The following is a 24,223-nucleotide window of genomic DNA, read 5'->3' on the forward strand; positions in this document are numbered from 1 at the left end:
CTTCTATATGCGGCAACGGGCCATCGATTGCCATACCGGATGATCTGCCTTGTCGGGTATGGAGGAGCGCGATCGAATGGGGTGGCCATACCCTGCGATAACAACGACTAGCAAGAAGAGGAATATCCTATGAGTGGCACCATCATCAAGGCTGCAAGAAATACCCCCCATGCCCCCCAGGATCTGGGCCCCTACACCCAGAGCGTGGCCTTCTCCCATTACAACAATATTGCCGCCCAACTGCCGGTCGATCCCAGGACAGGCAAGCTGGTGAGTGGCGATATCCAGGCGCAGGCCAGACAGTGCCTGACCAATATCCAGGCCATAGTCGAGAGCATCGGCCACGTCATGGACGACATGGTGAAAGTGACCCTCTTCCTCAAGAACATGGGGGATCTGGAGGCGGTCAACAGCGTTTATCGCGAATTCTTCCCCCGCAACCTGCCAACCCGTACCGTGCTGGCGGTGGCCGGTCTGCCGCTCGGCGCCGCCATTCAGATGGACGCCCTGCTCTCCAACGGGGAAGGCACCTTCCCGCAAGCCCCCTGCCCCCTTATCAAGCTCGCCCGAAACAGCTGCCGGGCACCGGCCGATCCCCTCTCGACCCATAGCGTCGCCTTCTCCCACTACAACAACATCGGCGCCCAGTTGCCGGTGGATGCCGCCACCGGCGAACTGGTTGCCGGTGGCATCCAGGAGCAGGCGGCCCAATGCCTGCGCAATATCAAAAACGTGCTGGAGAGCATAGATGTGCCCTTTGACGACATCGTCAAGGTGACCGTCTACCTGACCAGCCTCGCGGATCAGGGCGCCGTCGACGAGGTCTACCGCACCTTCTTCCCGGACTCCGCCATCGCCCGCGCCGTGGCTTATCTGCCCGCTCGCTCCGTTGTCAGCGCAACTGCCCTGCCGCTCGGTGCCCGGGTGCAGATGGATGCGGTCATCTCCCACGGTGACGGCACCCCGCCCCAGCTGGTGGAAGACAGACACAACCTGGTGATCCGTGCCCGCAACACCGACCAGGCACCACGCAGCCCGCTCCATAGCCAGAGCGTCGCCTTCTCCCACTACAACCATATCGCCGGCCAGCTGCCGATCGACATGGCCACCGGCAAGGTGCTGACCGGCTGTATCCGTGAGCAGACCGCCCAGTGCCTCGGCCATATCAAGACCATAGTGGAGAGCATCGGCCATGTGATGGACGATATCGTCAAGGTCAATATCCAGGTGAAGAACATCGAGGATCTGGACGCAGTAAACGCCATCTACACCAAATACTTCCCGAGCTATCTGCCCGCCCGCACCGTTATCGGCGTGAGCGAGTTGCCCGCCGGCGCCCTGATCCAGATGGATGCGGTGATGTCCAATGCGGAAAGCACCCCGCCGCAGGTGTAAGATTTGCCTTTGTCTAGTCCTGAAATAGGTTTACACATTTTCGTCTAGCTTCACGTGACTCAGAACCCCCGATGCACCGCATCGGGGGTTCTGTATTTCAAGGCATGATGCGGTCGCTCCAGGTTGTAAATATCCACTGCCTCACGCACCATCTCCCGCGCTTGCGCCAGGTCCTGCGGGCTTTGCAACAACAACTCCCCTTTCAATATCCCGTTCACCCGCTCCGCCAACGCATTCTGGTAACAGTCATAGCCATCCGTCATCGAGCATTTCACCCCGTACCGTTCATGTAATGACTGATACAGCCCAGAGCAATACTGCACGCCGCGGTCCGAGTGATGGATAAGCTCCCCGCCGCCACGCCGTTGCTTCAGTGCTTTCTTGAATGCCATCGCCACCGCCTCGGCGTGCATCCCTTCGTGCACGTGATGACCCACTATCTTGCGTGAGTACGCATCCGTCACCAGGCTCAGGTACAGCGGCCCGCTCCTGGCTGGCAGATAGGTGATGTCGGCGACCCAGACCTGCTCCGGAGCCACCGGCGTGACCTGCTCTGGCCCCGCCTTGAGCAAGTTGGGATGACGGTAGAAACGGTGAAAACTGTGGGTGGTCTTGTGATACGCCCGCCTGGGCTGCACCAGCAGGCGGTGCTCGGCCAATATCTGAAACAGCCTGTCCCGCCCGACCTTGAGCCCGCCATCATCCTGACCTTGAAGCAGATAATGCAGCTTGCGGGTGCCGACCCGTGGCTGGCGTAACCGTACCTGACGCACGAAGCGCACCACCTGCAACCCCTGTGCATGGCGCACGTCTGCAACCCGATTGCGCTTGTAGTAAGCCTGACGGCTTATCCCCAGAAACAGGCAAGCCCTGACGATGGTCAGCCTCTCGACTTGCCGCTGCGAGAGGACTTGCCGGGTCGCTTTTTTACGATGGAGACGCCGTAGTCGTTCTTCAGGACATCGACGACGGCCTCAAAGAACTGGGCCTTCTGGCTCATCAGCGCCAGCTGCTGTTCGAGCTCCTTGATGCGCTGTTCGGGTGTCTGGTTGTCGGGGTCAGGCATGGTGATGCTCCTGCCGGCGCGCACAGAAGCCCCCTGGCTCCAATCTTGCCGACCATGTTTACGCAACCATACCAGAACGGTGGAGCGGCCCTGAATGCCGTATCGGGCTTGTGCCTGCTGGCAGGTGAGCTCGCCTTTTTCAATCTGCTCGACCAGTGCCAGTTTAAAAGTCAGCGAGTAATCGCGCTGTGTCCGTTTCACACCTTGTCCCATCGGGCTCTCCATTTATGTGGGGGAAAGGTGTAAACCATATTCAGGACGGGACACTTAAATGATAAAAAGACACCGGCATAAGCCGGTGTCTTTTTATCGGGTGTCAACATTGACAACCTTGTGCGTCAAGTTTTCCTTCGTTAACCGATAAATTGTTTAAGCTCCACCTCTTTCAATTTAAAGGCCTCATATTCCTGCGAATTTCTGCTCTTGGCGGCAGTGATCCATTGTACGCCGGTTTCATCGACATGTTTGAATTCCAGTCTGAATACGTATTTTGCACTGGTGACCATAGCCATCACCATTCCTGCCAGAAAAGCGACGGCGGGGAGAAACAACGTCATACCCTTACCCTGCGCTTCAGTAGGTATAAAGTAGAAGAGGATACTGGATGTAATTAACCCGAACAATAACATGTTTATTAGTTTGTCCTTCCATGTAAGCACTTTTACTTGTACATCAGAGATCCTGTTCAAATCATACGAATCAGAGTTTATCTTCAGCTTTCCCTCTGACTTATCAATCAATACAGAACAAGCCATTGTAAATACCCCATCCTTTTTAAAATGCTGTAAATCAACTGATTTACTTAAAAATCACTCACTACCATGATCGAACGACAAATAACTCGCCTGCCCTATATCACTGGAAACGATACTGCAACGAATACGGATTAATCACCATTCAGATGCACAGCATATTACGAACGGAATCGTATGGCACCAAATAAATGCAGCCATACCGAGAAATTGGAGGTCGCCAACATACTAAGTTGTAAAACTGAATTATTCACTCAGGGTTGACCATGTCTCCCAAAGAATAAAATTTTCTTATAAAAAAACGCCCCCCATCTTGCGATGGAGGGCGTTTTATCGTTCCGGCTATTGGGCCAAGACGACCCAATATTCAGCGCTTACAGGGGCTATTACAGGGATTCGGCGGTCGCTACCACGTTTTCCACGGTAAAGCCGAATTCCTTGAACAACAGCTCGGCAGGTGCAGACTCACCGAAGGTGGTCATGCCGATGATCTTGCCGCCGAAGCCCACGTACTTGTACCAGTAGTCGGCGATACCCGCTTCGATGGCGACACGCTTGGTGACGCTGGACGGCAGGACGGACTCCTTGTACTCGGCGGATTGGGCGTCGAACACGTCGGTGGCCGGCAGGGAGACCACACGCACGGCGCGGCCCTTGGCGGTCAGCTGCTCATAGGCGGCCACGGCCAGCTCCACTTCGGAACCGGTGGCGATCAGGATCAGTTCCGGGGTACCGGCGCAATCCTTCAGCACATAACCACCCTTGGCCACATCGGCCAGTTGCTGGGCGGTGCGGTCCATCTGGGGCAGGTTCTGACGGGAGAAGATCAGGGAGGTCGGGCCGTCGTTGCGCTCGATGGCGTGCTTCCAGGCGATGGCAGACTCTACCTGGTCACAGGGGCGCCAGGTGCTCATGTTCGGGGTCAGACGCAGGGAGGCGATCTGCTCGACCGGCTGGTGAGTCGGGCCATCTTCACCCAGACCGATGGAGTCGTGGGTGTAAACGAAGATGGCGCGCTGCTTCATCAGGGCGGCCATGCGCAGGGCGTTGCGGGCGTACTCCATGAACATCAGGAAGGTGGCGCCGTAGGGGATGAAACCACCGTGCAGGGCGATGCCGTTCATGATGGCGGACATGGCGAACTCGCGCACGCCGTAGTGGATGTAGTTGCCTGCCGCGCTCTCGGGAGTCAGAGACTTGGAGCCGGACCACATGGTCAGGTTGGACGGGGCCAGATCGGCGGAACCACCCATGAATTCCGGCAGCAGCTTGCCGAAGGCTTCCAGGGCGTTCTGGGATGCTTTACGGGTCGCTATCTTGGCCGGGTTGGCTTGCAGGGTCTCGATGATCTTGGCAGATTCAGCGGCCCAGTTGGCCGGCAGCTCGCCAACGGTGCGGCGCTTGAACTCGGCAGCCAGGGTCGGGTGCGCGGCTTCATAGGCGGCAAACTTGGCAGCCCAGTCGGATTCCAGCTTGGTGCCTTTCTCCTGGGCATTCCACTCGGCGGCGATCTCGGACGGGATGACGAAGGGCGCGTGATCCCACTTCAGGAAGGCACGGGCGGCGGCGATCTCGTCGTTGCCCAGCGGTGAGCCGTGGCAATCGTGGGAGCCGGACTTGTTCGGGGAGCCGTAGCCGATGATGGTGCGGCAGCAGATCAGGGTCGGCTTGCCGGTCTCGGCCTTGGCGGCTTCGATGGCGGTGTTGATGGCTTCCGGGTTGTGACCGTCAACAGCCGGGATGACGTGCCAGCCGTAGGCTTCGAAACGCTTGGGGGTGTCGTCGGTGAACCAGCCTTCCACATGACCGTCGATGGAGATGCCGTTGTCATCCCAGAAGGCGATCAGTTTGCCCAGCTGCAGGGTACCTGCCAGGGAGCAAGCCTCGTGGGAGATACCTTCCATCAGGCAGCCGTCGCCCATGAAGGCGTAGGTGTAGTGGTCGACGATGTCGTGACCCGGCTGGTTGAACTGCTCGGCCATGGCCTTCTCGGCGATCGCCATGCCCACGGCATTGGTGATGCCCTGACCCAGCGGACCAGTGGTGGTTTCGATGCCAGGGGCATAACCGTACTCCGGGTGACCTGGGGTGCGAGAGTGCAGTTGGCGGAAGTTTTTCAGATCGTCGATGGAGAGGTCGTAACCGGAGAGATGCAGCAGGGAGTACAGCAGCATGGAGCCGTGGCCGTTGGACAGCACGAAGCGGTCACGGTCGGCCCACTTGGGGTTGTTCGGGTTGTGCTTGAGGTGGCCACGCCACAGCACTTCGGCGATATCTGCCATTCCCATGGGGGCGCCCGGGTGACCGGAGTTGGCTTTTTGAACGGCATCCATACTCAATGCGCGAATGGCATTGGCAAGCTCTTTACGAGAAGGCATCTGTATCTCCTGCGATTGCTTCATTTGATGGCCAAGATTAAGGCGCGTTATTGTCCCAGCAGGGCGGGCGCGGTGCAAATATTATCTGGGCGAATAAAGTGGCTTTGGGAGCACAATCGCTTTTCTGGCCAGGGAAAACGATTCAATCCGCCCCCTCCCTTACCCCCATCGGGGTGGTTGCCCCCTCAGCCTTGGTCCGGGCGGGTCCAACCCCAAATAGTGCTGGCAATCACCCTGTGACCTAATTAAAATAGACGTCCAGATGTAGATACCTCTACAGACATACCGTCATTTTCCGGTTATGGCCAAGGCGATAACCCCATACGAATCGAGAACCAATCATGGCAAAGCTGTTTACTTCCGAGTCGGTCTCCGAAGGCCATCCCGATAAAATCGCCGACCAGATCTCCGATGCGGTGCTGGACGCCATCCTGGTGCAAGACACCAAGGCGCGCGTCGCCTGCGAGACCCTGGTCAAGACCGGCATGGTGATGGTGGCCGGTGAAGTAACCACCTCTGCCTGGGTCGACATCGAGCAGATCGTGCGCGACACAGTGCGCGAGATAGGTTACACCCACTCCGACATGGGCTTCGATGCCGACTCCTGCGCCGTGCTGAACGCCATCGGCAAGCAGTCCCCGGACATCAACCAGGGCGTCGATCGTACCGATCCGCTGGAGCAGGGCGCCGGTGACCAGGGCCTGATGTTCGGCTACGCCACCAACGAAACCGACGTGCTGATGCCCGCCCCCATCACCTACTCCCACCTGCTGGTGAAGCGTCAGGCCGAAGTGCGCAAGAACGGCACCCTGCCGTGGCTGCGCCCGGATGCCAAGAGCCAGCTGACCTTTGCCTACGACAACGAAGGCAAGATCCTGGGTGTGGATGCCGTGGTGCTCTCTACCCAGCATTGCGACTCCATCAGCCACAAGGATCTGGTGGAAGCGGTGCGCGAGGAGATCATCAAGCCGGTGCTGCCGGCCGAGTGGATCACCAAGGACACCAAGTACTTCATCAACCCGACCGGCCGTTTCGTTATCGGCGGCCCCATGGGTGACTGCGGTCTGACCGGTCGCAAGATCATCGTCGACACCTACGGCGGCATGGCCCGTCACGGTGGTGGCGCCTTCTCCGGCAAGGATCCGTCCAAGGTTGACCGTTCTGCCGCCTACGCCGCCCGCTATGTCGCCAAGAACATAGTCGCCGCCGGTCTGGCTGCCCGCTGTGAAGTCCAGGTCTCCTACGCCATCGGCGTGGCCGAGCCGACCTCCATCAGCGTCGAGACCTTCGGCACCGGCAAGGTGGCCGAGGAGCTGCTGGTCAAGCTGGTGCGCGAGTTCTTCGAGCTGCGCCCCTACGGCCTCATCGAGATGCTGGATCTCAAGCGTCCCATCTACCAGGCGACCGCCGCCTACGGCCACTTCGGCCGTGACGAGTTCCCCTGGGAGAAGACCGACAAGGCCGCTCTGCTGCGCGACGCAGCCGGTCTGTAAGGCTGGCCGTTGTGATAAAAGGGGAGCCTGGCTCCCCTTTTGCTTATCCGCTACCCGACGAGACCTCGATGTCTGCCACCAGAGCTCAACTCGACGCTTCCCTGCTCCAGCTGCTGCACCAGCGGGTCGACGCCTGCTTCGTGCAGGCGGAGGCGCGCCTCGGCCGTTCCTTCCCGCGCCCGCAGATCCACTGCAACATGCGGGGCCGGGCAGCGGGATCTGCACGGCTGCAAACCTGGGAGCTGCGCTTCAACCCGGCGCTCTATGAGGCCAACCAGCAGGCCTTTCTGGCCGAGGTGGTGCCCCACGAGGTGGCGCACCTGCTGGTCTATGCCCTCTGGGGAGAAGGGCGCGGCAAGTCCCGGGTGCTGCCCCACGGCCGCCAGTGGCAGTCGGTGATGCGGGAGCTGTTCGCGCTCGCTCCCAACACCACCCACAGCTTCGATCTCGCGGTGCTGGCCCAGCGCACCCATGCCTATGCGTGCGCCTGCCAGCAGCATCGGCTCTCGGTGCGTCGTCACAACAAGGTGGTGCGCGGCGAGGCCCGCTATCACTGCCGCCGCTGTCGCCAGCCCCTGGTGTTGCAGCCGGGCTCGCCAGCGGATTGAGTCAACCCGTGTCGCGCCCCTGTGTTAGGGTGCGCAGCTTCTTCAGCCAACCGTTTCATTGCCAAGGATCTTCATGTTTCGCTCTCTGCTCACCCTCAGTGTCGGCCTGCTCATCAGCCTGCCGTTCATCAGCTCGCCCCTGCAGGCCCAGACCTTTCGCGCCGCCAAGCAGGATCTGAACAAGCTCTATCAGAGCCACCCCACCACCTTCTATTGCGGCTGCAACATCAAGTTCAGCGGCAAGCAGATGGCCCCCGACTGGGAGAGCTGCGGCTACCTGCCGCGCAAGCAGGCCAATCGCGCCTCTCGCATCGAGTGGGAGCACGTGGTCCCCGCCTGGGAGTTCGGCCACCAGCTCCAGTGCTGGCAAGAGGGCGGGCGCAAGAACTGCGGCAAGAGCGACGAGTTCAACAAGATGGAGGGGGACATGCACAACCTCTTCCCCGCCATCGGCGAGGTGAACGGCGATCGAGCCAACTACCGCTTCTCCGACTGGAACGGCAAGCCGAACCAGTACGGCAAGTGCCAGATGCTGGTGGACTTCAAGGATCGCCGGGTGCAACCGCCCAAGGGACCGGTGCGCGGCCAGATAGCCCGCGCCTACCTCTACATGGGCCAGCAGTATGGGCTGCGCCTGGCCGCCCAACAGCGTAAACTGTTCGAGGCCTGGGACAGGCAGTACCCGGCCGACCGCTGGGAGTGCGAGCGCAACCTCCGCATCGGCAAACTGCAGGGCAATACCAACCCCTTCATTGAAAAGCAGTGCCAATAGCCCCATCTATGGGCACAAGGGATTTAAAACCCCTCTTCTTGAACCAGAGACTGACACTGAGCCATGCGCATTCCACGTATCTATGAACCGGCCGCCCTGCAGGTGGGCCAGACTCTCGCCCTGTCGGAAGACGGTGCCAACCACATCGGCCGGGTGCTGCGCATGCAGCCGGGTCAGCAGCTCGAGCTGTTCAACGGCGACGGCAACCAATATGCCGCTACCATCACAGGCGTCGGCAAGAAATCGGTGGATGTGCGCATCGACAGTTGCGAGGCCCGCTCGGTGGAGTCCCCCTTCGCCATCCATCTGGGCCAGGTGATCAGCCGTGGCGACAAGATGGACTTCACCATCCAGAAATCCGTGGAGCTCGGCGTCACCTGCATCACCCCGCTCTTCTCCGAGCGCTGCGGCGTCAAGCTGCCGGCGGACAGGCTGGAGAAGAAACGCGAGCAGTGGCAGAAGGTGGTGATCAGCGCCTGCGAGCAGTGCGGCCGCAATGTGGTGCCAGAGGTGCGTATGCCGATGGAGCTGGACGCCTGGCTGCGCGAAGAGACCCAAGAGCTCAAGCTCAACCTGCACCCGCGCGCCCCTTACAGCATCAATACCCTGCCGGTGCCCGAACACGGGGTGCGGCTGCTGATCGGCCCGGAAGGGGGCTTGTCCAGCGACGAGATCGCCCGTACCGTGCAAGAGGATTTCAAGGAGATGCTGCTGGGGCCGCGGGTGCTGCGCACCGAAACCGCCGCCCTGACCGCCATTACGGCGCTGCAGTGCCGCTTCGGCGATCTGGCCTGAAACCAGTCCAATGTCTTACTGCGAGGTCATGATCAAGGGTCATGCGCTGCTCTTTACCTTGCTGACGACCTCTAGTGACAGACCTTGAACAAGTGTTAAGAATCTCACTCGCAATCGAGCCACCAGAAGGAATCTCGGATGACCATCAAACTCGGCATAGTGATGGACCCCATCTCGGCCATCAACATCAAGAAGGACTCCAGCTTCGCCATGCTCGAAGAGGCGCAAAAGCGCGGCTACGAGCTCTTCTATCTGGAGATGAAGGATCTCTACATGCAGGCGGGGCGCGCCTTCGGCACCATGCGTCCGCTCACCGTCAAGCATGACTACGCCCACTGGTTCAGCCTGGGGGAGGTGGTCGATCAGCCGCTCTCCAGCCTGGATGTGATCCTGATGCGCAAGGATCCCCCCTTCGACACCGAGTTCATCTACGCCACCTATATGCTGGAGCGGGCCGAGGACGAGGGCTGCCTCATCGTCAACAAGCCCCAGAGCCTGCGCGACGCCAACGAGAAGCTCTACACCGCCTGGTTTGCCGAGCACACCCCGACCACTCTCGTCACTCGCCGCGCCGACAAGCTGCGCGCCTTCCACGCCGAGCACAAGGACGTGATCCTGAAGCCCCTGGACGGCATGGGCGGCGCCTCCATCTTCCGCATGAAGGAAGATGACGCCAACGTGGGGGTCATCATCGAGACCCTCACCGCCCACGGCAGCCAGTACTGCATGGCCCAGACCTTCCTGCCCGCCATCAAGGATGGCGACAAGCGGGTGCTGGTGGTGGACGGCGAGCCCGTGCCCTACTGCCTGGCCCGCATTCCGGCCCAGGGAGAGACTCGTGGCAACCTGGCGGCCGGCGGCCGCGGCGAGGCGCGCCCCTTGAGTGAGGCAGACTGGGCCATCGCCCGTGCGGTCGGCCCCACCCTGAAAGAGAAGGGGCTCATCTTCGTCGGGCTCGACATCATAGGCGATCGGCTGACCGAGATTAACGTCACCAGCCCGACCTGCATCCGTGAAATCGAGGCGGCCTTCCCGGTGCATATCACCGGCATGCTGATGGATGCCATCGAACGCCGGCTGGGAAAATAACCCCAGGTGACGCCCCCTCGAGGCCGTCACCCAGGCAGTGATACCACAGGGGCCAGCGCGGCCCCTGCTCTTTTCTGCTGCGCGACGATGTGAGCCAGCCCCCGGACTTCCGGGGTTTCTGCGCGAAAAAGCGGTTTTGCCCGCCGCCGTCAACTGCCATAATCACCCCAAATACCTTTGCACTCTTTGATATCTATGCAAACACTGCAAAACCACTTTTTGCTCGCCATGCCGAGCCTCACGGACGTCTACTTCGAACGCTCCCTGGTCTATCTGTGCGAGCACAGCAGCGAGGGAGCCATGGGACTGGTGGTCAACATCCCGGTGGACATGTCCCTGGACGCCATGCTGACCAAGCTCAAGCTGAGCCCCCCTGCCACCGCCGAGATGAAGCAGCCGGTGCTGCAGGGCGGCCCGGTCCATGCTGATCGCGGCTTCGTGCTGCACAGCTTCAGGCCCGGCTTCAACTCCACCCTGCAGGTGAGCGACGAGATGATGGTCACCACCTCCAAGGACATCCTCGAGACCCTGGGTACCGCCGAGGCGCCGGACCACTGGCTGGTGGCCCTGGGTTACGCCGGCTGGAGCGCAGGGCAGCTCGAGCAGGAGCTGGTGGATGGCGCCTGGCTGGTGATCCCCCCCAACCCCAGGCTGGTGTTCGACACCCCCATTCACCAGCGCTGGCAGCAGGCCGCCGCCAGCATAGGCGTCAATCCTCTGCATCTCTCCAGCCAGGTGGGGCACAGTTAGATCCCTTGTCACGCTCTTTAGTTGGTGCAGTTCCCATTTAGTGCCCCTCATCCCCAGCCCTTCTCCCGCGAGGGGAGAAGGGGGTAAATCGGCACGTTTCGGATATATCTGCGGCAACCAGTCAGCTAAAACGGAGTTAGCCAAATTCGAGCGAGCATAACCTCGGCAGGTTCCCTCTCCCTTCGGGAGAGGGCTAGGGTGAGGGGATACGACATCTTTTTATTCATCTATTTCGAGGACATCCATGTCATCACGCAGCATCATGGGCTTTGACTACGGCACCAAGAGCATAGGCGTCGCCATCGGCCAGGAGCTCACGGGCACGGCCCAACCCCTTCGTTCCCTCAAGGCCAACGACGGCATTCCCAATTGGGACGAGATTGAAAAGTTGCTCAAGGAGTGGCAGCCGGATCTGCTTATTGTCGGCCTGCCGCTGAACATGGATGGCACGGATCAGGAGATCACGGTGCGGGCCCGCAAGTTCGGCAACCGCCTCCATGGCCGCTTCGGCAAGCCGGTGGAGTTCAAGGACGAGCGGCTCACCACCACGGATGCCCGCGCCCGCCTGTTCGAGCGCGGCGGCTACAAGGCGCTCGACAAGGGCAGCGTGGACGGAGTCTCCGCCCAGCTTATCGTCGAAGCCTGGATGGAAGAGCAATACGGTTGAGCCCGGGGGGCCAGCCATTGGCCCCCTGCATCAGGCATCTCCCGCCGGCGCCAGCGCCGCCTCTCCCCCGCCCCATGGGAACAGGGCAAGTCCCTCCGCCGCCAGGCCATAGAGCCGTTTCGTCTCATTGCGCAGCCACATCACCTTGGCATCCTGGTTATGGCGTTTGTGCCACAGCAGGATGAAGGCTATCTCAAGTTGCTTGTAGAGTGATTCGGGGAGCGGCAGAGGCATGGCGATCAGGTTGCCGTGGTGCCTGGCGGCATAGCCAGCGCAATAGGACGGCGCCACCGCTATCAGCTCATGGCTCGACTGGGAGGCGATATGCAGGGCCTGCTCGAAACTCGCCACCATGATGGGTACCTCCCGCCTCTGCCCCTCGTCCTCCAGCAGATCATCCAGCGCCCAGCTGTCGCTGGCCTCCCACACCACGCTTACCTGGGGACAGGCCAGGAAGTTCTCCAGGGACCAGGTCTGCTGGAGCAGGGGGTGATCTTTACGCAGGAACACCACGGGTCTGTCGCTGAACAGTACCTCGTGATCGATGTAATAGGGCAGCCGGTTGACCCTGGCCTGGGAGCGACCGTGGGTCTCCCGGGCGCAGAAGCCGAGATCCGCATCCCCGTTGACTATGTCGTTGAGGGAGTGGTGATCCCACCCCAGCATCCTGACCACAGAGTGGGGATACTTCTGGTAGATGATCATGGGCAGCTCGCTCAGGAAGCTGGTGCAGAAGGGGGACTCCATCACCAGGCTGAAGCGGGCCCCCTCGGGGATCGCCTCGCTATTGAGGGAGGTGATGCTGTCTGTCAGCAGGAACCAGGCCTTGAGCTCCTCCTCTAGGGTCAGGGAGAGCTGGGTCGGCTGCAGCCCTTGACGTACCCGCACCAGGAGGGGATCGTCAAACCAGTCCCGCAGCTTGGCGAGCGCCTTGCTCACCGCCGAGGGGGTGACGCAGAGCTTCTTGGCCGCCCCTGCCACGCTGCGCTCCTGCATCAGGTGCTTGAAGACCACCAGCAGGTTCAAATCCAGTTCACCCAGGTTGCGCATCTTTCCTCTCCCCCTTATCCCCGTGACCGCGCTTCGCGCAGCGCGAGCCATGGTAACAGCCCTTTGACGGCCAGGTAACTGAGCAGGGTCAACAGCAGGGCAGAGATCAGCATCAAGGATGGGGCCACGCCAAGCTGGCCCAGCAGCCAGATATAGAAACCGGAGAGGCTGATCTGCATGATGCAGAGCAGGGCGCTGGCAAATGCCGCATGGTGCTGGCACTCTGCGAGCGCCTCCCCCATCGCCACCCCGAAGCCGCAGGAGAAGCCGATGCAAACCAGGGCAAAGCCCGGCAGCAGCAAGGGGATGTCGCCCCCCAACTGCCAGCTGCCGAGCAGGAGGCAGGCCGCCAGCAGATAGGCCAGATGGGAGAGCGCCAGCACCCTCTGCTTGCCCAGCCAGCGCAGCAGCAACGGGGTCAGGAAGGAAGTGGACATGCTCACCCCGGCCATCACCATCATCACTATGGCGTACTGCTCCGTGGTGAAGCCGTACTGCTGCATCAGGATCAGCGGCGAGACGCTGACATAGACCAGGATGGCGGTCACGCTGGCGCTGGTCAGAAGCGAGTGCAGCATGAAGTGCGGAGAGCCCAGCAGGGCAAGGGGCCGGGTCGCGCCACTCTGCTGGCGGGCCGGGCGAGTCTCCCTGAGCAACAGCAGGTTGACCAGACCGCTGACGGCGGCCACCAGCGCCATCGCCACGAAGATCCCGCGCCAATCAAAATGCGACAGGATGAGATAACCCAGCACGGGTGCCAGCACCGGGATGACGCAGATCACCCCGTTGATCATGGAGAGCGCCATCGCCAGCCGCGCCTGGCTCAGCACATCCCGCAGCACGGTAAAGGTCATGATATAGAGCGCCCCCGCCCCGACCCCCTGCCAGAAACGACCGAGATAGAACTGACTGATCCCCGCCGCATTGGCTGCCACCAGGGAGGCGAGGACAAAAATCAGGGTGCCCCCCAGCACCACCCAGCGCCGGCCATGGCGATCCGCAATGATCCCCCCCAGCAGCACAGTGGCCGCCATGCCGAACAGGTAGATGGAGAAGGCGGTGTGGATCTGCGCCTCGCTCGCCTGCAGGGCATCGGCAATCTGGGGCACGGCCACCAGATAGAGATCGATCCCGACCGGGTAGAGGATGATCATCAGGAAAGTGCACAGCAGGAAAATGCCCATGGATGCTCCATTGCGAAAGGGCCCGCCCACGCAGACCATGCCAACCAGCGTCGATGGCGGGAGCAGGGGGGACAGGTTGAATATGGGCAGCACTATAGGAGAGGGGCCCGCTCGCACCTAGTGACGAGATGGCGAACGGTAGATTCCAGTTTGGAAATTTGGTGGCGGGGGGGCAAGCCATTGGGGCCATCAGGTGAGGCATAACCGCGCCGGCGGTACCAAAAAGTACGCCGGGCAATCCTGGCGTACTCACCTCAATCAACGGGGCCGAGCTGTCACTCCGCCAGCTTGCTCAGGATGGCGTGGGCCGCCTTGACGCGTGCTTCGTTCGGATAGTTGCGGTTGGCCAGCATGACGATGCCGACGCCCTTCGCGGGCACGAAGACCACATAGGCGCCGAAGCCGTTGGTCGCGCCTGTCTTGTTGTAGAGCCGCGCCTCCCCCGTCTCCCGGGACCCGGCAACGGGGCTGACCGGATTGGCATTGTAAGTCACCGCCGGGGAGTTGCCCGCCAGCAGCGCCGCTTCACTGACGGGATAGGGGTAGCTCTCCCAGCCTAGTCCCTGGGTCATGGTTCCCACCGAGTAGAAACCGGTGTGGGTCATGGCGATCGCCTGCTGCAACGGCTCGTCGCCACCGCCGGCCATGTTGGCACCGACGAAGGCCAGCAGATCCGCCGAGCTGGTCTTGATGCCATAGGCCTCGTCCGCCAGGATCCCCGGGTTGACCCGGATGGGCTTGTCCTCTTTCGAGTAGCCATAGGCATAGTTCCCCATGGCAGCGGCGGGCACCTTGAGATAGGTGTGGGCCAGGCCGAGCCCGGGCAGCAGGGTCTGGCTCATCAGCTGCTCAAAGGGTTGCCCCAGGCTATGGGCCGCCAGGTGGCCGAACAGGCCGATGCTGGGGTTGGAGTACTGGCGATGGGTGCCCGCCGGGTAGGCTGGCGTCCATTGGCGATAGTAGGCGCGCATCTTGTCGGTGGAATCCACCTCGTCGGGGAATTGCAGCGGCAGGCCCCCGGCGCTGTAGGTGGCGAGTTCGGCCATGGTGATGCCGTCGAAGGCGGTGCCTTTGAGCCAGAGGGCGTGCTGACTCACCTTGTCATCGGGCTGGAAGCCGCCCTTGACCACGGCGTAGGCCCCTAGCGTTGCCGTAAGAGTCTTGCTGACCGAGCCAATCTCGAACAGGGTCTGCTCGCTCACGGGGGCTCCGCTCTCCCGATTTGCCACCCCGTAGTTGAAGTAGTGGGCCTTGCCATCTTTCAGCACGGCCACCGCCATGCCCGGGATCCTGTACTCCTTGAGCACGGGCCGGATGCTGGCATCCACCAGGGGGCGCAGGGGATCGCCCTGGTTGTCCGCAGCGGCCTGAGTCAGGCCGGCCCACAGCAGGGTGCCCGCCGTCAGCAATGTCATCCGCACCTGTTGTTGCATGGTCATTCTATCCTCTTGGTTGCTTGGGATCGCCGCACCAGCGACGAGCTATGGGGCCAGCATAACGGGCCAAGGTGTGCTGGATGTGAAGTGGCGTGAAGCATAGTCACTTTGCCAAGGAGGCCTTCAGCCCGCACTCTCAGAGTCCAGTCATCCCATGCCACAGCCCCGGGCGGGCATGGGCCCATATAGCAGAGGGGAGCCCATGGCTCCCCTCTTTCATTATCCGACCGGATCAACCCAGGACTCAGGCCTGCTTGCTCTTGGGCGGGTTGTCCCAGATCCCCGCTTCCAGCTGGCTGCGGATCTCCGGGTACTTGTTGGCGTCGAAGGTGGGGACGCGACCCAGCTTGAGCTGATCGTTGTAGTCCTTGGCCAGCTTGATGGCGACCCCCGAGAGCAGCAGTATGGCGATCAGGTTGACGATGGCCATCATCCCCATGGAGACGTCCGCCAGGGCCCACACGGTCGGCAGCTCGCCCACTGAACCGAACATCACCATGCCCAGCACGAACATCCGGAACAGCATCAGGCCGCCCTTGTGGTTGTGCTCCAGGAACACCAGGTTGGTCTCGGCGTAGGAGTAGTTCGCCACTATGGAGGTGAAGGCGAAGAAGAAGATGGCCGCCGCGATGAAGATGTTGCCACCACCACCGACCTGGGAGGAGAGCGCACGCTGGGTCAGCTCGACCCCGGTCACGCCGGAGCCCGGCTCGAACTGGCCGGACATCAGTATGATGGCGGCAGTACAGGTACAGATGACTATGGTGTCGAGGAAGACCCCCAGCATCTGCACATAGCCCTGGGACGCCGGGTGCGGCGGATAGGGGGTCGCGGTCGCGGCGGCATTGGGGGCAGAACCCATACCGGCTTCGTTGGAGAAGAGACCGCGCTTGATGCCGTTGATCATCGCCTGGGAGATGGCGTAACCCATGGCACCGGAACCCGCCTGCTCGATACCGAAGGCCGACTTGATGATGAGAACAAAGACCCCGGGCAGCTCGCTGATGTTCATGGCCACCACGAACAGCGCCATCAAGATGTAGGCCAGCGCCATGAAGGGCACCACCAGCTCGGCGAAGCGGGCTATGCCACGGATGCCGCCGAAGATGATGAGGCCGGACAGCACCACCAGTGCCAGGCCGCTGACCCAGTCAGGGATGCCGAAGGCGACGTTCATGGCCAGGCTGATGGAATTGGCCTGCACCGCATTGAACACCAGACCGAATGCCAGCAGCAGACAGAGGGAGAAGACCACCCCCATCCAGCGCATGCCGAGCCCACGCTCCATGTAGTAGGCGGGACCACCACGGTAGTTGCCGTCTTCGTCCTTGACCTTGTAGAGCTGGGCCAGGGTACTCTCGACGAAGGCGGTGGCCATGCCGATGAAGGCGATCAGCCACATCCAGAAGATGGCACCTGGGCCCCCCAGATAGATGGCGACGGCCACGCCGGCCAGGTTGCCGGTGCCCACACGGGCGGCCAGGCTGGTACACAGGGCCTGGAAGGAGGAGATGCCGGCACTGTCGGATTTGCGGCTATTGCGCAGTACCGAGAACATGTGGCCGAAGTGACGGATCTGGATAAACCCCAGGCGGAAGGTAAAGAAGAGTCCGACCCCGATCAGCAGGTAAATGAGCACGGCTCCCCACATCAGGTCGTTAATCATTGCAATCAAGGTGTCCATAATTCTCTCGTTGTTATCACATCCATGGTCAGTCTGCGCTGACCGCTCTCTGTCAATTTCCGAATTAGCATTGCGCCGAAGGGGCGGAATCTAGCATAGGGAGGGAATTCAGAATAGTGATTAGGCTCACTGGAAAGACAAAAAACGAGCGATTTGATGCAAAAAAGCTTCATTTAGCACGCAAATAATCAACAAAACTTGATGCGCAATTCTACAGCCGACAAATAAGACCCGAAAGGGGCTCGCTTGTCGATATTCCCATGACGGTAAAAACAGATGCCTTGACGGGCGGCGGTAAGGCAAGCGTTTGCCTCTGATGTCGCCCAGCCAGGGGCTTGTCACGCCAAACGTTTTACACGTAATTAAATTTCAAGTAGCTGACAAGAGTATTTGTGTGACCCACTGCACAAAATGAAGAATCAACTAAAAAAGTTGCTTTTGTGCCGGTCGCAGGGCCTTGCCAAAAAATCAGTAAAAGTCGTTTTTTATCAGATACTTTCCTCCTGTCGCTCCCCCCTCTCCCACCACCTGGGTGATTCACGTACAAGGCTCCCTATTGCAGGAAGCGCCACATCCGTATTAATTAGGCAGGCAGTGGCGATGGGCCACCCCCATCGTGCTTTTCTGAGCCTGAGTCGCCGGGATTTTGTAATTTTATTTCAGAACGGCCGTCTCACGCCCGCAACCCCTGGGATTGCTCCCTCATATAGAGATGATATTTGCTATGGCCGATAAATTAACCCAGCTGAAAGCCCTGACCACGGTAGTTGCCGACACCGGCGACATCGAAGCCATCAAGCGCTACCAGCCCATCGATGCCACCACCAACCCCTCCCTGGTGTTGAAGGCATCCGAGATCCCCGAGTACGCGGCGCTGATCGAAGACGCCATCAACTGGGCCAAGTCCCAGAGCCAGGACAAGGCACAGCAAATCATCGACGCGGGCGACAAGCTGGCGGTCAACATAGGTCTGGAAGTACTGAAAATCGTCCCGGGCCGCATCTCCACCGAGGTGGATGCCCGTCTCTCCTTCGACACCGACGCCAGCATCGCCAAGGCCCGCAAGCTGATCCGCCTCTACAACGAAGCCGGCATCACCAACGATCGCATCCTGATCAAGCTGGCCTCCACCTGGGAAGGCATCCGTGCCGCCGAAGTCCTGGAGAAAGAGGGCATCCAGTGCAACCTGACCCTGCTGTTCTCCTTCGCCCAGGCCCGTGCCTGTGCCGAAGCCGGCGCCTTCCTGATCTCCCCGTTCGTGGGCCGCATCCTCGACTGGTACAAGGCCAAGCACAACCGTGACTACACCGCGAGCGAAGATCCGGGCGTGGTCTCCGTCACCGCCATCTACGACTACTACAAGCAGCACGACTACCAGACAGTGGTGATGGGTGCGAGCTTCCGCAACACCGGCGAGATCCTGGAGCTGGCCGGTTGCGATCGCCTGACCATAGGCCCTGCCCTGCTGGAAGAGCTGAGCAAGACCGAAGGCGCCGTGGTGCGCAAGCTGAACTACACCGGCGAGCGCAAGGCAAAACCGACCCCCATGACAGAAGCACAGTTCCGCTGGGAGCTGAACCAGGACGCCATGGCGGTCGAGAAGCTGGCCGAAGGCATTCGCATGTTCGCCGTCGATCAGGGCAAGCTGGAAACCATGCTGGCCAGCCGTCTGTAAAAGACGGGCCGAGGCCACCTCGGCCAACCCCCTCCACAGGAGGTGTTGCGCCGATAAAACCGGGCTCCCGCAAGGGCAGCCCGGTTTTTTTTATCCACCTTCCCGATTGTCACAACTTGGTCATAAAAACGTTTTATTTTCAAATGCGTCGTGTTATACGAATGGTGAAAACCATAAAACCAAGGAGGGAGCCATGGACATGTTCAACTTCGATTTTGACGAGGTCGTTGAGCTGGGTTCACGTAGCCGCGGGACAACGGGAAAGAAACGTAAATGGCGTGAGATAGAGGCGCTTAAAGACAAGCACCGCCTGCAAAAGGAGCTGCAAGCCATCGACATCGCCTACGAAGGTTCGGAAGAACTGGAGCTGTAGTGTCACCGGCGTCGCCCGTGGCGGCACAGACCCACTGACACAGTAAAACAAGACGCCCCGGCCAAGCCGGGGCGTCGTTTTATGGCCCGCCTGTCATTTCAGGATGAGGGGGGCAACGAGAGCTGCTTGGCCAGCGCCTGGAAGTGCTGGCTCACCTCGGCCCCGAACAGGGGATCATTGATGGCCCTGTTCTGCCAGAGCTGCTCGAGTTGACGCCAGTCATCTTCGGTCAGGGAGTCACGCAGATGGGGGAAGATCACCCCCTCCTCGTAGTTCATGTGGGCCTCCTGCTGCTCGATGAACTGCTCCAGCTTGGCGGTGAACTGCTCAAGCGGAATGACGGCGTCCATCAGTATCATCTCCACCATCTCCTTGAGCTCGGTGCCGGCCACCAGCAGGCGGGCGTGCTCCTCATGCAGCCGGTTGGCGACCTCCCCCTCCACCACCCGGTATTTCAGGTAGTAGTCATAGATCATGTCCTCCTTGGGGTGATGGAACTTGTCGGAGACCTCCCGCAAGTAGTCCACCACGTCCCGGAGCAGGAAATAACTCACCGGCTGCTCATTGCGGATGGCTGCCAGCTTGTGCTTGAGCAGCGTCAGCAGCCTGGCGATGTTGAGGTGGTCCTTATGGAGACTGGATAACATGAGCACTCCTTGCGCTGAATTGAAAAAGGTACTGTCTCGAGTATACGGTCATTTATTACCCGAACTTTGCACTCAATCAAGTCAGTTGCAACAATCCCCGCCCCGGCGACGCAAGCGACCTGACAACTTTGGGCGCCCTTGCCTGCCCAGAGGCGGGAAGAGGGTCAGGCCGGCACCGGCTGGTGATGGCAGACCGAGAGCCAGTCGATGGGGCTCATCCCCTGCTGCACCAGCAGGCGGTTTGCCTCCGAGAAGTGGCCACAGCCGATGAAGCCGCGGTGAGCGGACAATGGGCTGGGATGGGGAGCCGTCAGCACATGGTGACGCGCTCTGTCGATGAAGCGTCCCTTCTTCTGGGCATGGGCTCCCCACAGCAGGAAGACCACCCCCTGGCAGTGGGAGTTGATTCGCTCTATGACCCTGTCGGTAAAGGTCTCCCAGCCAAGATGGGCATGGGAGTGGGCCATGCCCGCCTGCACCGTCAGCACCGTATTGAGCAGCAGCACCCCCTGGGTGGCCCAGGACTCCAGGAAACCGTGACCGGGTGTGACAAAATCCGGCAGATCCCGCTGCATCTCCTTGTAGATGTTGACCAGGGAGGGAGGCGTGCGTACCCCGGGCAGCACGGAGAAGCAGAGGCCGTGGGCCTGATCCGGCCCGTGATAGGGGTCTTGTCCCAGGATCACCACCTTGACACTGTCCAGCTCGGTCAACTTGAAGGCATTGAACACCTCGGTGGCCGGGGGGTAGATCACCTTGCCCGCTTCCCGCTCCTCCCTGACGGTCGCCAGGGTTGCCTTGAAATAGTCCTGCTCTTTCTCAGAACCGATCACATCCTTCCAGGTCAGCACGCCAGTCTCCTCTCTCTGTGAATCCGCTACCTCTGGCACCCCAATATCCTCGATGAATGCCGCAAGGGGCTCAGGATAGGGGGCCGGGCAGCAAGACGCAACCGCGACTCGGCTCTGAGGGATGACCACCCCTGCACCCCTGCGCCCGCCAAAACCCTGGCACCCTGCCTATCGGGATGATGGTCGATGGCCGCAGCCATCAGCGCCTTGGCGGCCGCGCACCTGGCCACCCAGCGAGGTCCTGCCCTGAACTTGTAAGACGCCCGACCCTGACCTTATAAAGAGAATAACGGTAAAAGATGTAGTTAAATTACTAGATATACCCAATAAAAAATGCATAATTCATATATCTTACAAAATCATAAAAATGATCTATTTTTGATTAATCTCAATGAATTAATCCCTTTCCTCGCGCGCAAAATGCGCCTTTATTGATTTAGATCAATTTTCGTATTATTACCATCGTGGTATATATGACCCCAACGAAGTAAAGGTGTAAGGCAAGGCCCCGTTAAATCATCCCGTCATCAAGGTGGTTTAAAAACATCAGGGTAATGTGCTTACCGTTGAATCCGCTTTCCTATGAGGAGTCATACCATGATCAAGGGCATCCAAATCACCCAGTCCGCCAACGCCGCACTGCTGAACTCTTTCTGGCTGCTGGATGAAGAGAAGCAGCAAGCTCGCTGCATCTGCGCCAAGGGCGACAGCTTCGTCGCCGATCAGGAAGTCGCACTGTCCGATCTGGGCCAGTTCGAATACCGTGAACTGCCGGTCCAGACCGAGCCCGTGGTCGAGGGTGGTCAACACCTGAACGTCAACGTGCTGCGCCGCGAGACCCTGGAAGACGCCATCGCCAATCCGGAGAAATACCCGCAGCTGACCATCCGTGTGTCTGGCTACGCAGTGCGTTTCAACGCCCTGACCCCGGAACAGCAGCGTGATGTGGTCACCCGCACCTTCACCCAGAGCCTGTAATTCCCTCTGCGGTCATCTGCACCATGAAAAACGGCCCACCCGGGCCGTTTTTTTATGGGCAAGCCACAGTGCCTGCCCATCTCTCCTTGCAGACCGCGCCTGCCGGCTATCCGTGCTGGTCGACCTTCTGCACGGCGACCGGGTTGGCGAGCACCTCGTTCATCTTCTGCTCGTCGAGCTGATCGCAATAACGCGCCACCACCAGAGTCGCCACGCCGTTGCCGATGAGGTTGGTCAGGGCCCGCGCCTCCGACATGAAACGATCTATCCCCAAGATCAGCGCCAGCCCGGCGAGTGGCAGGTGCCCCACCGCCGAGATGGTGGCCGCCAGCACGATGAAGCCGCTACCGGTGACCCCGGCCGCCCCCTTGGAGGAGATGAGCAACACCACCAGCAGGGTGAGCTGCTGGAACAGATCCAGCGGCGTATTGGTCGCCTGGGCGATGAAGACGGCCGCCATGGTCAGGTAGATGGAGGTGCCATCCAGGTTGAAGGAGTAACCGGTCGGGATCACCAGGCCCACCACCGACTTCTTGCAGCCGAGGGCCTCCATCTTCACCAGCATGCGCGGCAATACGGATTCGGAAGAGGAGGTACCCAGCACGATCAGCAGCTCTTCCCGGATGTAGGAAATAAAGCGCACTATGCTGAAGCCATTTGCCTTGGCAATGCTGCCCAGCACCATGAAGATGAATAGCAGACAGGTCACATAGAAGCAGGCAATTAACTGGCCGAGCTGGACCAGCGAGCCGATCCCATATTTCCCTATGGTAAAGGCCATGGCACCAAAGGCGCCAACCGGTGCCAATTTCATGATCATGTTGATGATGCCGAAAATAACCTGGGAGAAGCTGTCGATCATATTGAAGACTAATTTCCCCTTCTCGCCGATATGGTGCAGGGAGAAGCCAAACAGCACCGCAAACAGCAACACCTGAAGAATGTTGCCGCTGGCAAAGGCGCCGATCACGCTGCCCGGGATCACGTCAAGCAGGAAGGCGATGATGCCCTGCGACTTGGCTTGCTCGGCATAGGCCGAGATGGCGCTGGCATCCAGCGTGGCGGGATCCACGTTCATGCCGACCCCGGGTTGCAGCAGGTTCACCACGCACAGCCCGATGACCAGGGCTATGGTGCTCACCACTTCAAAGTAGAGCAGCGCTATGGCACCGGTTTTCCCCACCGCCTTCATGCTCTCCATGCCGGCGATGCCGGTCACTACGGTGCAGAAAATAACGGGGGCAATAATCATCTTGATTAATTTCACGAAGCCATCACCCAATGGCTTCATATCAGCCCCGAGGTCGGGATAGACATGTCCCAGAAATACCCCCAGGGTGATCGCAAGCAGCACCTGGAAATAAAGGCTGCTGAATACTTTCTTGTGCATGATTAACGTCCTGTTAATTAATTGACATCTCATATGGCAGAAATAGGCATGCAGGGAGCCGTCACGAGAAAATATCCTTCTCTCGTTGGCGTCATGCTATTTCATCATCGCAACGGCGCCACTTTCACACGTTATAAGAAGCAATTAAGAGACATTAATCACACAACATATTTAACATCATTAACACCACGGCAACTGAGATATAGTTGGTCAACGATATATTTGAGACCCTATTGAAAACTCTCCGAATAAAAAAATGCCCCGCATGGCGGGGCACCTGGCATCACTAAAGCGCCGTGCTGGATCAGGCGGAGGTATCCAGTGGCTCGAAGCCCTTGATGAGATCGTCGATGGCCTTCATCTGCTTGAGGAAGCCTTCCAGCTTGTCCAGCGGCAGGGCACTCGGGCCGTCGCAACGGGCCACTTTCGGGTCCGGGTGGGATTCGATAAACAGGCCCGCCAGGCCGACCGCCATGCCGGCACGGGCCAGCTCGGTCACCTGATCCCGACGACCACCGGAGGCGGCTCCCAGGGGATCGCGACACTGCAGCGAGTGGGTCACGTCGAAGATGACCGGATAGCCGCCGGTGCTCTTCTTCATCACCCCCAGGCCCAGCATGTCCACCACCAGGTTGTCGTAACCGAAGTTGGCGCCGCGCTCGCACAGGATCAGGCGATCGTTGCCGCACTCCTCGAACTTGTCGGTGATGTTCTTCATCTGGCTCGGGCTCAGGAACTGCGGCTTCTTGATGTTGATGACGTTGCCGGTGCGGGCCATGGCCTCCACCAGATCGGTCTGGCGCGCCAGGAAGGCGGGCAGCTGGATGACATCCACTACCTCGGCAACCGGCTTGGCCTGATGCACTTCATGCAGATCTGAGATGACCGGCATGCCGAAGGTCGCCTTGAGCTCCTGGAAGATCTTCATCCCCTCTTCCAGGCCCGGGCCGCGGTAGGAGTGGATGGAGGAGCGGTTCGCCTTGTCCCAGCTCGCCTTGAACACGAATGGTATGCCCAGCTTGCTGGTCACTTCCACGTACTTCTCGCACACCGCCATCGCCATGTCGCGGGATTCCAGCACGTTCATGCCGCCAAATAGCACGAAGGGCTTGTCGTTGGCGACGTCGATCGCGTTGATCTTGATATTCTTCTGTTCCATCTCAGCATCCTTAAGTGAAGAGGCTTCCCCA

22 protein-coding genes are annotated in these 24,223 nt (G+C 60.1%); 11 read left to right on the plus strand and 11 right to left on the minus strand.

Going from position 1 to position 24,223, the window contains the following annotated elements:
• The first annotated feature begins 129 nt into the window (after positions 1-129).
• Positions 130-1,395 (plus strand): RidA family protein, encoded by a 1,266-nt coding sequence (locus Aeroheme_RS14955; RefSeq protein WP_411166121.1) that lies wholly within the window; start codon positions 130-132, stop codon positions 1,393-1,395.
• Positions 1,396-1,454: 59 nt separating this feature from the next.
• On the opposite strand, the gene Aeroheme_RS14960 is transcribed toward Aeroheme_RS14955, so the two are convergent.
• The 3 genes from Aeroheme_RS14960 to tkt all read right to left on the minus strand — a co-directional run bounded on the left by Aeroheme_RS14960 (position 1,455) and on the right by tkt (position 5,591).
• A protein-coding gene (locus tag Aeroheme_RS14960) for an IS3 family transposase (protein ID WP_411166122.1) occupies positions 1,455-2,674 on the minus strand; the annotation gives its coding sequence in 2 pieces (ribosomal slippage) (positions 1,455-2,326 and positions 2,326-2,674; 1,221 coding nt in all).
• Positions 2,675-2,814: 140 nt separating this feature from the next.
• Positions 2,815-3,018 carry a hypothetical protein gene (locus tag Aeroheme_RS14965; protein WP_234677077.1) on the minus strand — a complete coding sequence of 68 codons (204 nt, stop codon included), beginning with the start codon at positions 3,016-3,018 and terminating at the stop codon, positions 2,815-2,817.
• A gap of 581 nt (positions 3,019-3,599) precedes the next feature.
• The gene (tkt, locus tag Aeroheme_RS14970; RefSeq protein WP_411166123.1) at positions 3,600-5,591 is read right to left on the minus strand and encodes a transketolase; all 1,992 of its coding nucleotides are present in this window, start codon (positions 5,589-5,591) and stop codon (positions 3,600-3,602) included.
• A 341-nt stretch (positions 5,592-5,932) separates the two neighbouring features.
• Here tkt and metK point away from each other — a divergent pair, with 341 nt between their 5' ends.
• From metK to ruvX, 7 genes are all read left to right on the plus strand, one after another.
• Entirely contained in the window at positions 5,933-7,084 is a 1,152-nt protein-coding gene (gene metK / locus Aeroheme_RS14975) for a methionine adenosyltransferase (protein WP_025326202.1), read from the plus strand.
• 68 nt (positions 7,085-7,152) lie between these two features.
• A complete protein-coding gene (locus Aeroheme_RS14980) occupies positions 7,153-7,692 on the plus strand; it encodes a SprT family zinc-dependent metalloprotease (protein WP_411166124.1) in 540 nt (179 codons plus the stop codon).
• A gap of 73 nt (positions 7,693-7,765) precedes the next feature.
• A complete protein-coding gene (locus Aeroheme_RS14985; RefSeq protein ID WP_111910305.1) occupies positions 7,766-8,464 on the plus strand; it encodes an endonuclease in 699 nt (232 codons plus the stop codon).
• Between the two features lie 63 nt (positions 8,465-8,527).
• Positions 8,528-9,259, plus strand: a complete 732-nt coding sequence (rsmE, locus tag Aeroheme_RS14990) for a 16S rRNA (uracil(1498)-N(3))-methyltransferase (protein ID WP_411166125.1) — start codon at positions 8,528-8,530, stop codon at positions 9,257-9,259.
• Positions 9,260-9,397: 138 nt separating this feature from the next.
• Complete coding sequence (gene gshB / locus Aeroheme_RS14995) at positions 9,398-10,348, plus strand: glutathione synthase (protein WP_025326198.1); 951 nt, start codon at positions 9,398-9,400, stop codon at positions 10,346-10,348.
• Positions 10,349-10,543: 195 nt separating this feature from the next.
• A complete protein-coding gene (locus tag Aeroheme_RS15000; protein WP_163147787.1) occupies positions 10,544-11,098 on the plus strand; it encodes a YqgE/AlgH family protein in 555 nt (184 codons plus the stop codon).
• A gap of 244 nt (positions 11,099-11,342) precedes the next feature.
• A complete protein-coding gene (gene ruvX, locus Aeroheme_RS15005; protein WP_025326196.1) occupies positions 11,343-11,765 on the plus strand; it encodes a Holliday junction resolvase RuvX in 423 nt (140 codons plus the stop codon).
• A gap of 30 nt (positions 11,766-11,795) precedes the next feature.
• Here the strand turns inward: ruvX and yidZ are convergent, their stop codons facing one another.
• From yidZ to Aeroheme_RS15025, 4 genes are all read right to left on the minus strand, one after another.
• Positions 11,796-12,815: an HTH-type transcriptional regulator YidZ gene (gene yidZ, locus Aeroheme_RS15010; RefSeq protein WP_411166126.1), complete on the minus strand. Its 1,020-nt coding sequence runs from the start codon at positions 12,813-12,815 to the stop codon at positions 11,796-11,798.
• 14 nt (positions 12,816-12,829) lie between these two features.
• A complete protein-coding gene (locus Aeroheme_RS15015) occupies positions 12,830-13,999 on the minus strand; it encodes an MdtL family multidrug efflux MFS transporter (protein ID WP_411166127.1) in 1,170 nt (389 codons plus the stop codon).
• Between the two features lie 275 nt (positions 14,000-14,274).
• Entirely contained in the window at positions 14,275-15,432 is a 1,158-nt protein-coding gene (gene ampC / locus Aeroheme_RS15020; RefSeq protein ID WP_411167252.1) for an FOX/MOX family class C beta-lactamase, read from the minus strand.
• Between the two features lie 247 nt (positions 15,433-15,679).
• Positions 15,680-17,119 (minus strand): alanine/glycine:cation symporter family protein, encoded by a 1,440-nt coding sequence (locus Aeroheme_RS15025; protein WP_106887516.1) that lies wholly within the window; start codon positions 17,117-17,119, stop codon positions 15,680-15,682.
• A gap of 724 nt (positions 17,120-17,843) precedes the next feature.
• On the opposite strand from Aeroheme_RS15025, the gene tal reads away from it, so the two are divergent.
• Together tal and Aeroheme_RS15035 are read left to right on the plus strand one after the other, a co-directional pair.
• Positions 17,844-18,794 carry a transaldolase gene (tal, locus tag Aeroheme_RS15030; RefSeq protein WP_139745836.1) on the plus strand — a complete coding sequence of 317 codons (951 nt, stop codon included), beginning with the start codon at positions 17,844-17,846 and terminating at the stop codon, positions 18,792-18,794.
• Between the two features lie 193 nt (positions 18,795-18,987).
• Positions 18,988-19,167, plus strand: a complete 180-nt coding sequence (locus tag Aeroheme_RS15035) for a DUF3545 family protein (protein WP_025326190.1) — start codon at positions 18,988-18,990, stop codon at positions 19,165-19,167.
• 98 nt (positions 19,168-19,265) lie between these two features.
• Here the strand turns inward: Aeroheme_RS15035 and Aeroheme_RS15040 are convergent, their stop codons facing one another.
• On the minus strand, positions 19,266-19,814 hold the full coding sequence (locus Aeroheme_RS15040) for a hemerythrin domain-containing protein (protein ID WP_106887518.1): 549 nt from the start codon (positions 19,812-19,814) through the stop codon (positions 19,266-19,268).
• 164 nt (positions 19,815-19,978) lie between these two features.
• Positions 19,979-20,665, minus strand: a complete 687-nt coding sequence (gene ung / locus Aeroheme_RS15045; protein ID WP_411166128.1) for a uracil-DNA glycosylase — start codon at positions 20,663-20,665, stop codon at positions 19,979-19,981.
• 597 nt (positions 20,666-21,262) lie between these two features.
• Here ung and grcA point away from each other — a divergent pair.
• Positions 21,263-21,643, plus strand: coding sequence for an autonomous glycyl radical cofactor GrcA (grcA, locus tag Aeroheme_RS15050; RefSeq protein ID WP_025326187.1), 381 nt, complete (start codon positions 21,263-21,265; stop codon positions 21,641-21,643).
• Between the two features lie 106 nt (positions 21,644-21,749).
• On the opposite strand, the gene Aeroheme_RS15055 is transcribed toward grcA, so the two are convergent.
• Both Aeroheme_RS15055 and kdsA read right to left on the minus strand, forming a co-directional pair.
• On the minus strand, positions 21,750-23,033 hold the full coding sequence (locus Aeroheme_RS15055) for a dicarboxylate/amino acid:cation symporter (RefSeq protein WP_163155558.1): 1,284 nt from the start codon (positions 23,031-23,033) through the stop codon (positions 21,750-21,752).
• A gap of 304 nt (positions 23,034-23,337) precedes the next feature.
• On the minus strand, positions 23,338-24,192 hold the full coding sequence (kdsA, locus tag Aeroheme_RS15060; RefSeq protein WP_106887521.1) for a 3-deoxy-8-phosphooctulonate synthase: 855 nt from the start codon (positions 24,190-24,192) through the stop codon (positions 23,338-23,340).
• Positions 24,193-24,223 lie beyond the last annotated feature (31 nt).

This window comes from Aeromonas sp. DSM 116730 (assembly GCF_046581335.1).
Classification (GTDB): Bacteria; Pseudomonadota; Gammaproteobacteria; order Enterobacterales; family Aeromonadaceae; genus Aeromonas; species Aeromonas rivipollensis.